Source organism: Paenibacillus sp. SJS-P3 (genome assembly GCF_056711585.1).
Genome location: NZ_CM160043.1, coordinates 1,725,860 through 1,740,834 on the forward strand (window position 1 = coordinate 1,725,860; position 14,975 = coordinate 1,740,834).

10 protein-coding genes are annotated in these 14,975 nt (G+C 58.6%); 8 read left to right on the plus strand and 2 right to left on the minus strand.

Annotation, left to right across the window (positions count from 1 at the left end; translation table 11 throughout):
• Positions 1–261: 261 nt before the first annotated feature.
• The 7 genes from AC06G8_RS07725 (at position 262) to AC06G8_RS07755 (ending at position 10,049) form a co-directional block, all read left to right on the plus strand.
• Positions 262–1,602 carry an ABC transporter substrate-binding protein gene (locus AC06G8_RS07725; protein ID WP_480284927.1) on the plus strand — a complete coding sequence of 447 codons (1,341 nt, stop codon included), beginning with the start codon at positions 262–264 and terminating at the stop codon, positions 1,600–1,602.
• A gap of 60 nt (positions 1,603–1,662) precedes the next feature.
• On the plus strand, positions 1,663–3,459 hold the full coding sequence (locus AC06G8_RS07730; protein ID WP_447662110.1) for a cache domain-containing sensor histidine kinase: 1,797 nt from the start codon (positions 1,663–1,665) through the stop codon (positions 3,457–3,459).
• Positions 3,456–5,090 (plus strand): response regulator transcription factor, encoded by a 1,635-nt coding sequence (locus AC06G8_RS07735; RefSeq protein WP_447662109.1) that lies wholly within the window; start codon positions 3,456–3,458, stop codon positions 5,088–5,090. Before AC06G8_RS07730 ends, AC06G8_RS07735 begins: the two co-directional genes overlap by 4 nt.
• A gap of 29 nt (positions 5,091–5,119) precedes the next feature.
• Positions 5,120–6,754, plus strand: coding sequence for a glycoside hydrolase family 3 protein (locus tag AC06G8_RS07740; RefSeq protein WP_480284928.1), 1,635 nt, complete (start codon positions 5,120–5,122; stop codon positions 6,752–6,754).
• 371 nt (positions 6,755–7,125) lie between these two features.
• Positions 7,126–7,278: a hypothetical protein gene (locus AC06G8_RS07745; RefSeq protein WP_480284929.1), complete on the plus strand. Its 153-nt coding sequence runs from the start codon at positions 7,126–7,128 to the stop codon at positions 7,276–7,278.
• 85 nt (positions 7,279–7,363) lie between these two features.
• Positions 7,364–9,151: a two-component system histidine kinase PnpS gene (pnpS, locus tag AC06G8_RS07750; RefSeq protein ID WP_480284930.1), complete on the plus strand. Its 1,788-nt coding sequence runs from the start codon at positions 7,364–7,366 to the stop codon at positions 9,149–9,151.
• 178 nt (positions 9,152–9,329) lie between these two features.
• Positions 9,330–10,049 carry a response regulator transcription factor gene (locus AC06G8_RS07755; protein WP_049867018.1) on the plus strand — a complete coding sequence of 240 codons (720 nt, stop codon included), beginning with the start codon at positions 9,330–9,332 and terminating at the stop codon, positions 10,047–10,049.
• Between the two features lie 132 nt (positions 10,050–10,181).
• Here the strand turns inward: AC06G8_RS07755 and AC06G8_RS07760 are convergent, their stop codons facing one another.
• Positions 10,182–11,057 carry a helix-turn-helix domain-containing protein gene (locus tag AC06G8_RS07760; protein WP_480284931.1) on the minus strand — a complete coding sequence of 292 codons (876 nt, stop codon included), beginning with the start codon at positions 11,055–11,057 and terminating at the stop codon, positions 10,182–10,184.
• Between the two features lie 177 nt (positions 11,058–11,234).
• On the opposite strand from AC06G8_RS07760, the gene AC06G8_RS07765 reads away from it, so the two are divergent.
• Positions 11,235–12,314, plus strand: coding sequence for a Gfo/Idh/MocA family protein (locus tag AC06G8_RS07765; RefSeq protein WP_447662105.1), 1,080 nt, complete (start codon positions 11,235–11,237; stop codon positions 12,312–12,314).
• 1,468 nt (positions 12,315–13,782) lie between these two features.
• Here the strand turns inward: AC06G8_RS07765 and AC06G8_RS07770 are convergent.
• Positions 13,783–14,955: a M20 family metallopeptidase gene (locus AC06G8_RS07770; RefSeq protein WP_480284932.1), complete on the minus strand. Its 1,173-nt coding sequence runs from the start codon at positions 14,953–14,955 to the stop codon at positions 13,783–13,785.
• Positions 14,956–14,975 lie beyond the last annotated feature (20 nt).

Here is a 14,975-nt window from a genome sequence, read left to right on the forward strand (position 1 = left end):
CCCCCGGCGGGCTTTTTTTTGTGCGCCTCGATGTTCCTGAATGCCGCAGGGTCGTGCATTCCCGGCACGGGCAATGCCGAACATCGTGAGCTCTTTCTCGGTCCGCTTCCTCCATGGTTCGGACCTCCGGAAAAACTGAAAGCCCGGCTGGCTGCAGTCTGAATGGAATAGAATTGTATCCCTTGACAGTTTATTTTTCATCCTCCAACGTTGCAGGCCTTCCGTCTATAATAGAGTCATAGAGATCCGGGAGGTCATTCCATGATCAAACGCTTTGCCTGCGCGGCGCTGGCGGCCGTCATTCTGGTTCCTTCGGCAGGCTGCTTCAATGAATCGGGCGAAAACAAACCGGTTGCCGATCCTTCCGTCCCCCAGAGCAGCCCTTCCGAGCCGGTGACGCTGACTCTGAGGCATACCCAGATCAAGGAGTCCGCCAAAGCCAGGCTGAGAATCCTTCAGGATGTCGTGAGCGAGACGGAGAGGCAGAATCCGGGCTTGAAATTCCAGCTTGAAGGCATCGACGAGATCATCAACCGGGACCAGAAGCTCAAGGCCGAGATGGCCACCGGGACAACTCCCGATATTTTTGAAATCTTCGGCGGCTCGGACGTCAGGCTGTACGTGAAAGCCGGGCGTCTGCTGGATCTGACTCCGATCATCCGCGAGCTGGGCATCGAGAACCAATTCCAGAGCCTGGAGGAGTTCACCGTCGACGGCAAGGTGTACGGCCTTCCTTTCGGCGGGTACAGCGAAGCGCTTTATTACAACAAAAGCATCTTCAAGGAGCTCGGACTGGGCATTCCGGCCACCTGGGACGAGCTCATGCAGGCTGCGGATAAAATCAAAAAGGGCGGTTATACGCCGTTCGCGCTGTCCGCCAAGGATCCCTGGATCGCGGGCATGATGTGGAACACGATCATGGACCGATACGCCGGCACGGACAAGCTGGCGCGGATCGCGGCCGGCACGGACAAATGGACGGATTCGGACATGGTGGCGAGCTTCCGCGCCTATTCCGAAATCGTCAAGGCAGGCTATTTTCCGGCCGACGCGCTGAGCCAGTCCGACAAGCAGCAGGCCAAGGATCTGCTCTACGGCAAAGCGGCCATGCTGTTCACCGGCACCTGGGATCTGGCGGCTCTGACCGGCGACAACGCGGGCCCGTACAAGAACGATCTCGGCTACTTCTCTTTTCCGTCGATTCCGGGAGGAGCGGGAGATTTGCATGCCCTCAATACCGGGTACTCCAACGGCTTCGGATTTTCGTCCACCCTATCCCAGGATCAGATCGCCATGGTGACCAGCTTCATCCGCAGCTATTTCAACGAAGCCAACCAGAAGCGGATCCTGCTGGAGGACAAGACGCTTCCTTCGATGAAGCTCAGCGATTTTTCCGGCGTGGATCCGCTGATCTCCGAAGTTCTTCAAGTCGTGGGCAATGCGCCGTCCACGTTCCGGGCGTTCGACTACTACATGCCGTACAAGATCAACACGAAGGTCGGCATCGGGCTGCAGGAGCTGATCGGGCAGATCCGTTCCCCCGAAGCCGTGGCTGCAGAAATTCAGGCGGTGCAGGACAGCGTCCTGCGCGACGAGAAATGAAGATGCGGCCTTCCCGACCGATCATGGACGCGAGCTGACAAGAGAGGGGGTCGACAGGCTGTGAATCTAAGACCGAAGCTGCTGCTGGCCTTCATCCTTCTGATCGTAGTGCCCGTCGCATCTTTAGGGGTCGTATCCTTCCTCTATTACGAGCATCTCCTGGAGAAAAAGTACAACGAGCAGACCGAGATGACGATGCATGCGGTCGGCAGCAACATCCGCAATTTTTTCGACGAGATGAACCGTCTTACCGATGCGAGCCTGACGAGCTCCGTCGTGCAGGAAACGCTCAAGCTCAACGCCGATCCGAACGGCGGCGCCAGCTCCCTGATCGCCAAAGGGCAGGCTGAAAAGGAAATGGGCGAGCTGCTGTTCCAGAATCCGGCGATGAGCTACATCATCCTGTATGCGAACAACGGGGCGCTGTTCCGCTCCACCCGCAACGATCCCACGACATTCAAGCCCGTCACGTACGAGCGGCTGAAGTCCCATCCGTCCTATGCCAAGGCGGAGCGCCTCAATGCCAAGCCGCTGTGGATCGGACCTTATGAGCAGGAAGAGCTGACCGGCAAGGAATACTCGCTGTTCACCCAGATGCGCGTCGTGAAGGACAGGGACAGCCTGGACAATCTGGGCATCATGGTCACCCAGTTCAAGTCGTCCGGCGTGGACGACATCCTGACGAACTTCCGGGGCAGCCTCTCCGACGGCTCAAGGTATTACATCGTCAACCAGCGCGGCCTGGTGCTGCTCGACAGCGAGACGAAGCTTGCCGGGCAAGTACTGGACGGTAATAGCTATCTGCCCTCGAGCGCGGATCAGCCCTACGCGAGCGAGCGGGCCAAGTTCCAGGGAGTCGACAGCCTGACCTCCTCTTATTGGCTCGGCATCAACGATTGGATGCTCGTATCGGCCAAACCATGGAATTCCCTGATGAGCGAGAATGTCAACTTCGTCAAATGGATCAGCCTAATCACCGGCTTGTGCCTGCTGTCGGCGATACTGTTCAACGTCTTCTTCGTCAACCGGGTGGCCAAGTCGATCATCCGCGTCGTCCGCAAGATGCGTCTGGTCGAGCAGGGATTGCTGGATATCCGGGTTCCGGTGCAGGGCAAGGACGAGACGGTGCTGCTCGGGAGCAGCTTCAACAGCATGACCGAGAGGCTGGGGGGCTTGCTGACCGAAGTGAGGGAGGAGCAGGTGCGCAAGCAGCGTGCCGAAATGATGCTCATGCAGGCGCAGATCAAGCCCCACTTCCTGTTCAATACGCTGGAGTCCATCAATGCGCTGGCTGCGCAGAACGAAGGCGCCAAGATCATGCTCATGGTCCATCGTCTCAGCCGGCTGCTGAGGACGAGCATGCACCAGAAGGAAGAGATCACGGTGCATGAGGAGCTGGAGCATGTCCGAAGCTACCTGGAAATCCAGAAGTACCGCTTCGAGGATCTGTTCCATTACGAGCTGGATGTCGATGAGGAGGCGCTGGAATACCGGATCCTCAAGCTGACGCTGCAGCCGCTCGTCGAGAACAGCATCCAGCACGGCTTCGACGGACTTGAGCACGCAGGCATGATCCGGGTGTCCGTGAGCATCGTTTCCGGCAGCATCGTCCTTGAAGTGGCCGACAACGGCATCGGCATGGACGGGGAGGCGATGAGCCGGATCGCGGAGGGCAGGAAAGAGGGGAAATGGAGTCCGATGGAGGATGGGGAGAGGGGCGGCCTCGGCCTGCGCAACGTCGCGGACCGGCTCCGGATCCATTACGGACCCGGCTATGGAATGATGATATGCAGCAGCCCCGGACAAGGAACGACGATCCGGTGCACCATTCCGCGCAATAGGGGGGAACAGGCATGACGGGAAAGGTCATGATCGTCGACGACGAACCGCATATTACTCGCAACCTGGAGAAGGTCATCCCCTGGGAGATGCTCGGACTCCAGGTGGCTGCCACGGCAAAGAACGGGCGCGAGGCTCTGGAGCTTCTCCAGGACGGCGACACGGATCTGCTCTTGTGCGACATCCGCATGCCCGTGATGGATGGAATGACGCTCGTGAAGACGATCCGCGAAGCGGGCATGGATCTGGACATCATCATGCTGTCCGGCTACCAGGACTTCAGCTATACCCGTACCGCCATCCAGTACGGAGTTCAGGACTATATTCTGAAGCCGATTCCTTATGACGAATTGACCGGGGTCATCGCGCGGGTCATGAACCAGCGCCGTACCCGCATGAAGCAGCTGCAGAGCGAGAGGCAGAGGCTGGATGCCGTCATGGATCTGGCCAATGAGAAGGTGCTGTTCGACGTGTTGAAGGATTATACGGACGTGTCCCACAACCATTGGCTCATGGCCGAGGATGAGCTTGAGCCGGCGGGACGCAGCTACATCCTGATCGTATTCGATCTCGACGCCGGGTCCGAAGAGGCCAAGGACTGGAGGGAGTGGAACGACAAGGAGCGCAAGCTCTGGAACTTCGCCGTGAGCAATGTCGTCCGGGAAGCGCTTCGCCGAAGCGGAATCCGGAATGCCGTCATCCAGATGCGGGACGGCGAATGGTGCCTGCTGCTGGAGACGGGCCTCTCGCGGCTTGATCTCAATGTCATGGCGGAGCGGACCGAGCAGCTGCTCGGCGAAGTCAGCCGGCATGTGAAGCTCAATCTCCATGCAGGCATCTGGCATGAACCGGTCCCGCTCAAGGGGCTGTCGGCCGCCTACAAGCGCGTCCACCGCTCCATGCAGCTGGATCCCGAGGCGGAGCGCATCCGATTCTTCACCGACGACAGCGTGGAGAGCGACACTTCCCACGAGGAGCTGTGGGCGAACTCCGAACGGATCCTGGAGGCGATGAAGGGCGGATCGTCCAGCGAGGTGCATGAAGTCATCCGGCAGCTGTCCGCCCATCTGCAGACTCTCAGCACGCCCGAGCTGGGCAGAGCCAAGCCCGTGCTGCACTACTTCGCTCTCCATCTCATGAGGGAGATGAAGGACATGCAGCTGCTCGGCAAGGAGCAGGAAGACGCGTTATGGCGCAAGCTGGACCGGAGGATCAGCGCCAAGGACCTGATGGGCGTCATCCGCCAGACAGCGGACGCCGGGCTTGCTGGATCGAGCGACAAGAAGAAGCATTCGGAGCGGACGATCGCGGAGGCGCGGGCTTATCTGGACCGCAACCTCTTCCGGGACATCAGCGTAGAAGAAGCGGCTACCCGCGTCGGACTCAGCACCTCTTATTTCAGCCTGCTCTTCAAGCAGACCTACGGCGAGACGTTCATCGAATACGTCACGCGGCAGCGAATGGAGAAAGCCAAGGCGCTGCTCGCGGATACTTCGAAGAGCGTCGCTCTGATCTCCAAGGAAGTCGGTTATTCCGAGCGAAGGTATTTTACCAAAGTATTCATGAAGTACACCGGCGAGAATCCGACGGATTTCCGGGCCAGGCTGAGCCAGCCTCCGGCCGAAGGCTCCAAGCCGCATTTGACTTAACCTACATTTTGGAAGGCAGGGGTCTCTCTATGTCCATCAATCATCCATCTTCTATTGCCGGCAGCGCGGGCAAGCCTTACGAGGGCTGGTCCCTCAAGGAAAAAATCGCGCAGCTGTTCATCTTCGGCTTCCATGGCAAGCAGCCTTCGGACGACATCCTTGGCGTCATCCGGGATTACGGTGTCGGAGGCGTCATCTACTTCTCCCGCAATGTCCAGGACGCCCGCCAGGTGCATGAGCTGTCCGGACAGCTCGGCGCAGCAGCCGCCGAGGCGGGGCGTCCGCCGCTGCTCGTCAGCATCGATCAGGAAGGCGGCATGGTCGCCCGCATCGTGGACGGCGTTACCCTCATGCCCGGCAATATGGCGCTCGGCGCGGCAGGCTCGGAGCAAGGGGCGTACGAAACGGCCCGGATCTCCGGCGAAGAGCTGCGCAAGCTGGGCATCAACCTCAACCTGGCGCCTTGCCTCGACGTCAACAACAATCCGGACAATCCGGTCATCAACGTGCGCTCCTTCGGAGACCGGCCGGAGCTGGTATCCAGGCTGGGAGCGGCAGCCGTCCGCGGTTACCAGGCGGCGGGGGTGTCCGCTACGGTCAAGCATTTCCCCGGGCATGGCGATACGAGCGTGGACTCCCACCACGATCTGCCCGTCGTGCCGCATGACCGTGCGCGCCTCGAAGCCGTCGAGCTGCCGCCGTTCAAGGCTGCCATCGAAGCCGGCACGGACCTCATCATGACCGCTCACATCTGCCTGCCGTCGCTCGATCCGAGCGGCGTTCCGTCCACCTTGTCGAAGCCGGTGCTGACTGGGCTGCTGCGCGGCGATCTCGGCTACGAAGGCGTCATCGTGACGGACTGCCTCGAGATGGACGCGATCGACCGCTTCTACGGTCCGGGCCAAGGCTCCGTCAAAGCCATCGATGCCGGAGCCGACCTCCTGCTCGTCAGCCATACGCCGGAGAAGCAGCTGGCCGCGCTTGAAGCCGTTGCCGCTGCCGTCGAGAACGGCCAGCTGGACGAAGCCCGCATCGATGAATCGCTGGATCGGATACTGGCGCTCAAGGACAAGCTGGCCAAGGGCGAGCCGCTGCTGCCATGGGACGAAGCTTCCCGCAGCATCTTCACCGAAGAGCATCGCGCCGCCGCTGAACGCTGGAGCGAAGCTTCCGTGACGCTCGTCAAAAATGAAGGCGGCCTGCTGCCTCTGCCGGCCGAAGGCCGCACGCTCGTCCTGTGGCCGGAGATTGTCGCCGTCTCGGTAGCCGACGAGATGCTCGCCGGCGACGGGACGCTCGGTTCGCAGCTGCAGAAGCGGCTGCCGAACGTGGAGGAGCGCCGCATGAGCGGCAGCGATCCGCTTGCGGGGCTGGAGCATTTCGACCGCATCGTCCTCGTCAGCTACGACGCGATGAAGCATCCGCTGGAGAGGACGACGGCCGAGCAGCTGATGAAGCTTGCTCCCGAGAAGACGGTCGCCGTCTCGGTCCGCAATCCTCTGGACATCAATCTGTTCCCGGATGTCCAGGCCTATCTGGCGGTATATGAGTGCCGGCCGCTTGCCCTTCAATCCGCCGCCAAGGCTCTAGCCGGCGAGCTCAAGCCTTCCGGACGGCTACCGATGGAGCTTTCGGCCGAATATCCGTTCGGCTTCGGTCTTTGATGTCTTCGGAGAGAAGGTTCTGTGATCTGCTCGGCTGACAGATCAGTTCGGACTTAGCTTTACTAGTACTTTAATTTCTAGGAATTAGAAACGTTTTGCCAACATGGAGCGGCGCTTTTGCGTCCGCTCTATTTGGTTGCGGATTTGTCCGATAGGCCCGGAATGAGGATGGAGGCAGTTGAACTCCGCATGCGTTGGAAATATAGGCAAGTAGGCTTGATTGGAGGGTTTGGCTGTCGAATAGGGTTTGGTTGTCGAAGGGTTCTGGTTTGTCTTTTAGCCCCTGCTCTGCGGAGCAGCCGGAAGAATCGTGTAGAAGCGGCAGCGTTCGCCTTTGAAGCCGGATTTCCTCCCAGGAGGAAATGGTATCAATGAAATCCGGCTTCAACAGCGATCGAAACGAACTTCCGACTGCGCAGCCTGAACTTCCGACTGCGCAGCCTGAACTTCCTACTGCGCAGCCTGAACTTCCGGCACCGGAGCTGATCGAAGCGAACTTTCCTGTGCATGAAAGTTTTACATAAAGTTTACAATACCCCCATAGCGCCGCTGGGACAGGGAGGGTACGATAGGGAAGGATTCAGAAAGAGACTTGGGAGAGATGCCGGCTTGAAACGTTTTCGCATGCGGTTGACGCTTATCATTATCCTCATGATCGGCCTGTCGGTGACGGCAGCCGGGCTCATGATGGGCAAAACCTATAAATCCAACCATATCTCGGCGCTTGAGGAAAGCATGGTTAGGGAGATGAGGATCATCAATTCCAATACGACATGGGAGTTTGCATCCCAGGCCGAGGCGGAATCGTACTTCCAGGCGAAAGCCAGGGAACTCAAGGATTTGACGGGAGCGAGGGTCACCTTCATCCGCAAGGACGGCTTCGTCCTCGGGGATTCGGATCATGATCCCTCCACGATGGACAACCATCTCAGCCGCACGGAAGTGAAGCAGGCGGAGCAGAACGGGACCGGGCGCGCGATCCGCCACAGCGACACGATCAGCAGGAACATGCTGTATGTGGCCATAGCCGCAGATAAGGATAGTCCCCATTCGGACATCATCCGGCTTTCCTATAGCCTGGAAACCGTCGAAAGGAACATCAACCGCCTCTGGACGGTGCTCATCATCGGACTGCTGCTGCTCTTCCTGGTGGCCGCTGTCGTCAGCTACCGGATCGCCAAGGGGCTGACAAGTCCGCTCGAGCAGATCACCGACGCGGCCAAGCGGATCCGTTCCATGGATTACAGCGTGCGCGTCGACGTCCACAACAAGGATGAGATCGGCGAGCTGGGAGCGGCCATCAACTCCATGGCGGAAGGCTTGCAGGTGCAGATGAACCGCATCCAGCAGAACGAGACGCAGCTCTACAGCGTGCTGGACAACATGACGAGCGGCGTTGTCATGATCGATCCCGCCGGCCGCATGATGCTGCTGAACCGCCGGGCGGAAGAGGTGCTCGGCTTCGAGCATAGGGAAATGGTGGGCAGGCCATACAGCGAGGCCAAGCAGCAGTTCGAGCTGTCCCAGATCATTCATCAGGGGCTGGAGAAGCAGGAAGCCGTCCACGAGGAGATCACGTTCTATTTCCCGGAGGAGCGCTTGCTGGAGCTGAATCTGGTGCCTGTCTACCAGAGCGACGAATCCTTCGGCGGCTTGCTGCTTGTCCTTCATGACGTCTCGGCGATCCGCCGCCTGGAGCGGATGCGCAGCGAATTCGTGGCCAATGTGTCGCATGAGCTCAAGACGCCGATTACGGCGATCAAAGGCTTCGCGGAGACGCTTCTCGGCGGAGCCGTCAACGATCCCGTCATGTCCAAGCAATTCATGCAGATCATCTATGACGAGAGCGAGAGGCTGAACCGGCTGATCGGCGACATTCTGGAGCTGTCCAAAATCGAGTCCCGCCGCGTCCCTCTCCAATTTTCCCCGATCGATCTGGCTTCCTTCATGGAGCGGAGCATGACGATACTGGAGTCGGAAGCCGCGCGCAAATCGATCACGATGACGCTGGACAACGCGCCGGGCATTTATCTGGAAGCGGATGAGGACCGGCTGCGGCAGGTCGTGGCCAATCTGCTGCAGAACGGCATCAGCTACACGCCGGAAGGCGGCAAGGTAAGCGTGCGGACAAGCCTTGTGCATGGCGAGGGCGGTTCGGAGATGGTGCAGATCCGGATCGTAGATACCGGCATCGGGATTCCGCGCAAAGATCTGCCGAGAATTTTCGAACGGTTTTATCGGGTCGACAAGGCGAGGTCGCGGGTCAGCGGCGGCACCGGCCTCGGGCTGTCGATCGTCAAGCATCTGGTCGAGCTGCATCACGGCAGCATCACGGTCGACAGCACGGTCGGCGTCGGGACGGCGTTCACGATCGAGCTGCCCGTCATTCAGCCTTGACGAAGGGAGCTTTCTCCGCTTCCTTCGTTTCCTTGCCGCCGCATGGTACACTGGTAAGAGATAAGCAGCCGGAGCCGCAAGTCCGGCGCATATGCTGCAACGCAAGCGGAACCGGCAGACGGGCGGCGGAGAGATCCGTACCCGGGCGTCGGCTCACGATGCTGGAGGTCGATAGAATATGACGCACAAAGTGCTGGTCATCGAGGACGAGCCGACATTATCCAGGCTTCTGTCTTATAACCTGACGCAAGAAGGGTATGAAGTAACCGTATCGGAGAACGGGGCGGACGGGCTGCAGGCGGCTCTGCAGCGCAGCTTCGACCTGATCATGCTCGATATCATGCTTCCGGGCATGAACGGCTTCGAGGTGCTGGGCAAACTGAGGCAGAGCGGCATCCGGACGCCGATCATCATCCTGACCGCGCGCAACGCGGAGGAAGAGGTCGTGCAGGGACTGAAGCACGGCGCGGACGATTATATCACCAAGCCGTTCGGCGTGGCGGAGCTGCTGGCCCGGGTATCCGCCGTGCTCCGGCGTTCGGGCGGCGGCCTGCCGGATGCCGCTGATCCGCAGGACAAGGTCATTACGGCCGGGGAGCTGTCCATTTATCCCGACCGCTACGAGGTCGTGCTCGCGGGCGAGCAGGTGCCGCTGAGGCCGAAGGAATTCGAAGTTCTGCTGTATTTGATCCAGCGGCCCGGCATGGTCATTACCCGCGACGATCTCATGAATGTCGTCTGGGGCTTCGACTATATCGGCGGCCAGCGGACCGTCGATGTCCATGTCAGCTCGCTGCGCAAGAAGCTCGAGCTAGGCGCACAGTCCGTCTGCATCGAATCGATCCGAGGCGTCGGCTACAAGCTGGTTCTGCCTAAGAAAGCCGGATCTTCGTTGTAAGGGGCTGACGCCGGAACAGTCCGGAGAGAGGCCCGGAAGACAGATCAAAAAAACCGGCTCAAGGGTTTCGAAACCCTTGAGCCGGTTTTTTGGCTTGAACCGCTGCCGCGCGGTTGCGGGAGCGGCTAGGAGTCAGCTGCCGCGTCCGCCCCAGGCGAGCATCCGCTTCTGGAATTCTTTCGGCGAGCAGTCGTTGTACTTCTTGAACATCTTGTAGAAGTGGGCCATGTTGGGCATGCCGATCCGGTCCCCGACCTCGGAGACGCTGAGATCCTTGGTGAGCAGAATGCGCTCGGCCCATTTGATCTTGCGATAGTTGACGTACTCGGTAAAGCTGAGCCCGATGGATTTTTTGAAGTATTTGACGAAATAATAGTAGCTCATATTCGCCAGCTTGCACACTTCCTCCACCTGGATCCGGTCGGTGAGATGCTGCTCCACGAAGCTGAGCACGGGCCGCAGGCGGACCCGGTCGAAATCCTCCTGCTCGGCGAGCACTTTGCGCTTGTCGTTGCGGAGCATGAGGAGCAGGATCTTCTTGATCAGCATGTTGACAGCGAGCTCGTAGCCGGTGTGCTTGACGGTCGCCTCCGACAGGATCTCGCGGACGCAATCCCCGATCGCTTCCTTGACGGAGGAGTTCTCCTTGAAAATATAATTCACCTGGCTGAGAGGGTGGCTGGTTTCCGTGAAGTAGCGCATGTAAGGCATTGTGCTGTGGTCGAAAAACTGCTCCAGGTCGAACTGAAGCACGATATAATCCAGCCTTTCGGCCGAGCTCCGGTCACGGTGAAGCTGGTTGGCGCCGATGATCGCAACGTCTCCGGCTTCCAGCCTGAAGACATCTTCCTCGACGAACACTTCCATGCTGCCGCTCTGGACGAGCAGAAGCTCCAGCTCCCGGTGGTAATGCCAGTTGATGAGCAGGTTGTCCTCGCGTTGCGACTGGAAGATGCGCAGAGACAAGAGAGGGTTTTCATACAGGACCTTTTCGTTGTAGACTTCCAAAGCCGAAGCGCCTCCAATACCAATATTGCATAAAAGCATCGCTATTAAGACGCTTTCTTTTTAACGGGCTGTTATCTATACTTATTCTAGTGTCAGAGGGCATCCACAATCAAGCTTCCCTCTGCAATCAACACCCAAAAACCCAAAATAACGGATTTATAGCGAGGAGGAAGATCCATGTCCAAAGTACGTGTGGGCATTATCGGATGCGGGGGCATCGCCAACGGCAAGCATATGCCTTCCCTGTCCAAAGTTCAAGAGGCTGAAATGGTGGCGTTCTGCGATATCCACCGCGACCGCGCCGAAGAGGCCAAGTCCAAATTCGGCACTGCGGAAGCGGCGGTATACGAGAATTTCCATGATCTTCTGAATGATTCTTCCATTCAAGTCGTGCATGTCTGCACGCCGAACGATTCCCATGCGGATATCGCGATCGCCGCTCTGGAAGCCGGCAAGCATGTCATGTGCGAAAAGCCGATGGCCAAAACGGCTGACGATGCGCGCCGCATGCTGGAAGCCGCCAAGCGTACCGGCAAAAAGCTGACGATCGGCTACCAGAACCGCTTCCGCTCCGACTCCCGCTTCCTGAAGGACGCTTGCGCGAAGGACGAGCTCGGCGAAGTTTACTACGCCAAGGCCCATGCCATCCGCCGCCGCGCGGTTCCGACCTGGGGCGTGTTCCTGGACGAAGAAAAACAAGGCGGCGGACCGCTCATCGACATCGGCACGCATGCGCTTGACCTGGCTCTGTGGATGATGGACAACTACAAGCCAAAAGCCGTTCTTGGACGCGCGTACCATAAGCTGTCCCAGAACGAGAACGCCGCGAATGCATGGGGTCCATGGGATCCGAAGCAGTTCACGGTCGAGGATTCCGCTTTCGCCATGATCACCATGGAGAACGGCGCTTCCATCGTACTGGAATCCAGCTGGGCCTTGAACTCCCTTGAAGTCGACGAGGCGAAAGTATCGCTGAGCGGCACGAAGGCCGGTGCGGACATGAAGAATGGCCTTCGCATCAATGGCGAAGACAACGCCCGCCTGTACGTCAAGGAAATCGAGCTTGGCAGCGGCGGCGTCGCCTTCTACGAAGGCGCTTCGGAAGATCCGGGCGAGCTGGAAGCGCGCTCCTGGATCCAGAGCGTCATCAACGACACGACTCCGGTCGTGACGCCTGAGCAGGCGCTGGTCGTATCCGAGATTCTCGAAGCGATCTACGAGTCCTCCAAGACGGGCAAAGCCGTTTACTTCGACTAATAGAAAAAAGATGCCGCTGCATGGAGTCGTCAGACTTCGGCAGCGGCTTTTTTATTGTCATCATGCGTGGAACGCGGGACGTGGAGCCGCATGGATCGGGATAAGGGGAAGCAGAATTTGATCGTTGCTTGTCAGCTCCGCGAAAATACGCTGCAACGTTTGGATATCGGGTGTATCCAGGTTCAAGTCCATGATGGACAAGCGCCATTGGAGGAAATAGCCGCGAGCCGCGGAATCAACACGGTCGTGCGGCTCAGTAAGGTGCCTTAGTATGCTTTAGTAAGCTGCCTGAGTAAGCTACCAAGGGATAAGAGTGAGTGCTGTCCAATTCTACAATTCTAACGCAACTCCATTCTGTTCCTGTTCCGCTTCACAACCGACAGATGTTACCGGGAGTGGACTTAGATTGCAGCGGGAGGTGGTAGGGAACGGGAGTCGGACTCGGAATTAGAGCTGCAGCATCGGAACGGTACCGGAAGGGACTTGGACTGCTGTGTGATGTGGGAAGGGAACAGAATTAAGTGTGGATTTGAAGTGTTGCGTGCACGGAAACAGAAGAGAATCGGAGCAGGAAGGTAATTGAAGCTAATGGTATGAAATCCGATCGGTACATGGGCGTGGAAGACGGAACGCTATCAAAATTGGAACCGTAACGCCATCGGACGTGGAGTTGGAACGGTGTTCGAAGTGGAAAAGAAACATTATCGGACATACGATCCGCTATTCCCTGTTTTTTGGGCATTCAAGAAATTTTAACGGACATGAGTTCCGCTATTTTCAGAAAAAACACCATAATGAGGCGGTTTTTGGCTAAATAACGGATCGTATGTCCGATAATCTCCAGTAACCGCCTCTACTTTCAAAATAACGGATCGTATGTCCGATAATCTCCAGTAACCGCCTCTACTTTCAAAATAACGGATCCTATGTCCGATACGTTGGCGTTCCGTTGTGAACAAGGCGCAGAAGCCTAGAAAAACGGAGAAAACGGTTAAGCTTGTTAGTGGGAAGAGATGTTGTGGCCGTAGACATGACAGCATGCACGAGGTTGAAAGCTACAAGGGCGCGAACAAGCACGACCGCAGAACATAAGGGATACCGGGAGCGCCTTCAAGCCCCAAGAGCACCGACCAAAGCACGGCGGTAGTGCTTACGCACCATCAAGCGCCAAAAGCATTGACCAATAAATGCCGGGAGCAACATAAAAGCGCCAAGAGCACCGCTACAACAACAGCCAGGGTGTTGCGAACACAAACAAAGAGTTGGAGCACCATCAAGCGCCAATTGCGCCGACCACAGCAAGGCTGTAGTGCCGGAGCACCATCAAAGCGCCTAAGCACCGACCGCCGCGCAGCGGGGGTGCCGAGGGCAATCAAGCACCAAGGGACTGCCGCCAGGCAGTCACTGACACAACAGCCAGGCACCTGTGACAACGGCCAAGGCGCCTCCCTTGCACGTCCAAGCCGGTTTACTTCCCGCGCTCGAACTCCTCCCGGATCCGCCGGTACAGCTCCGGATCCGCCAATACGTCCAAGGCGGTGGAGGCGAGCAGGCCGGCGCCTTGCAGCATCGCTTCCAGCGCCTCTTCCTTCATGGCGGCATCCCGGAACTCCGCCGTATGCAGGCCCAGTTTCTCGTTCACGACCTTCAGATAGGGATGGATGGCCGGACAGCGGAGAGAGACGTTGCCGAGATCAAGCGATCCGTGGTCGCTTCCCGATATGATTTCTTCCTCCGTAATGCCGGACGCGATCAGGTTCGAGGTGTAGACGGCAGACAAGGCCTCGTTCGTCCGGAGCTCGTCATAGCTGAACTCGAACCGCGAGACTTCGAGCTTGCAGCCGGTCTGGAGCGCTGCGCCTTCCGCGCAGGCGGTGAGCCTTGCCGTCAGCTCATCCGTATAAGCCCGGTCGCCAGAGCGGACATAGAACTTGGCGGAAGCATAACCGGGGATGATGTTCGGCGCCTGGCCGCCATGGTCGATGATGCCGTGAATGCGTCCGTCGCTGCGGGTCTGCTGGCGCATGGCGTTGCTGGAGCCGAACAGCATCAGAACGGCATCGAGGGCGTTGATGCCCAGATGCGGGCTCGCCGCCGCATGGGCCGTCCGTCCGTGATACTCGAAGCGGACCGCATCGAGTGCAAGCGAAGCTCCGGATCGCTCGTGGGAGTGGTAGGGATGCGCCATGAGCGCAAAGCCGCAGTCGTCGAAAAGGCCCGCTTCGCTCATGGGCACTTTGCCGCCGCTTGTTTCTTCGGCCGGAGTGCCGAAAACGCGGATGCTTCCGCCGGTCTCGCCGATGGACGACTTCAAGGCTACAGCAGCCGCAACGCCCATGACGCCGATGATATGATGGCCGCAGGCATGGCCGATGTCAGGAAGAGCGTCATATTCGCACAGAAAAGCGGCGACAGGCCCTGGCTTGCCGGAATCGTACGAGGCGACAAAGGCTGTCTTCATGCCGAGCGTGCCGCGCTCGACGGCGAAGCCTTGCTGCTCGAGCTCGTCGGCAAGCAGGGAAGAGGCCAGGAACTCCTCATGGCCGAGCTCGGGGTTTTTGGCGATGCGCAAAGAAATCTCCTTCCAGCGCGCTCCGTGCCGCTGAATCGTTTTTTGGATCATGCCGTGGTCAAGGGGCATAGTTCTTCCTCCCTATACAA

Bases quoted from the DNA above. Each gene is read 5' to 3' on its own strand.
- AC06G8_RS07770 (WP_480284932.1), bottom strand. From the start codon at position 14,955: ATGCCCCTTGACCACGGCATGATCCAAAAAACGATTCAGCGGCACGGA.
- AC06G8_RS07755 (WP_049867018.1), top strand. From the start codon at position 9,330: ATGACGCACAAAGTGCTGGTCATCGAGGACGAGCCGACATTATCCAGG.
- AC06G8_RS07735 (WP_447662109.1), top strand. From the start codon at position 3,456: ATGACGGGAAAGGTCATGATCGTCGACGACGAACCGCATATTACTCGC.
- AC06G8_RS07765 (WP_447662105.1), top strand. From the start codon at position 11,235: ATGTCCAAAGTACGTGTGGGCATTATCGGATGCGGGGGCATCGCCAAC.
- AC06G8_RS07740 (WP_480284928.1), top strand. From the start codon at position 5,120: ATGTCCATCAATCATCCATCTTCTATTGCCGGCAGCGCGGGCAAGCCT.
- AC06G8_RS07725 (WP_480284927.1), top strand. From the start codon at position 262: ATGATCAAACGCTTTGCCTGCGCGGCGCTGGCGGCCGTCATTCTGGTT.
- AC06G8_RS07745 (WP_480284929.1), top strand. From the start codon at position 7,126: ATGAAATCCGGCTTCAACAGCGATCGAAACGAACTTCCGACTGCGCAG.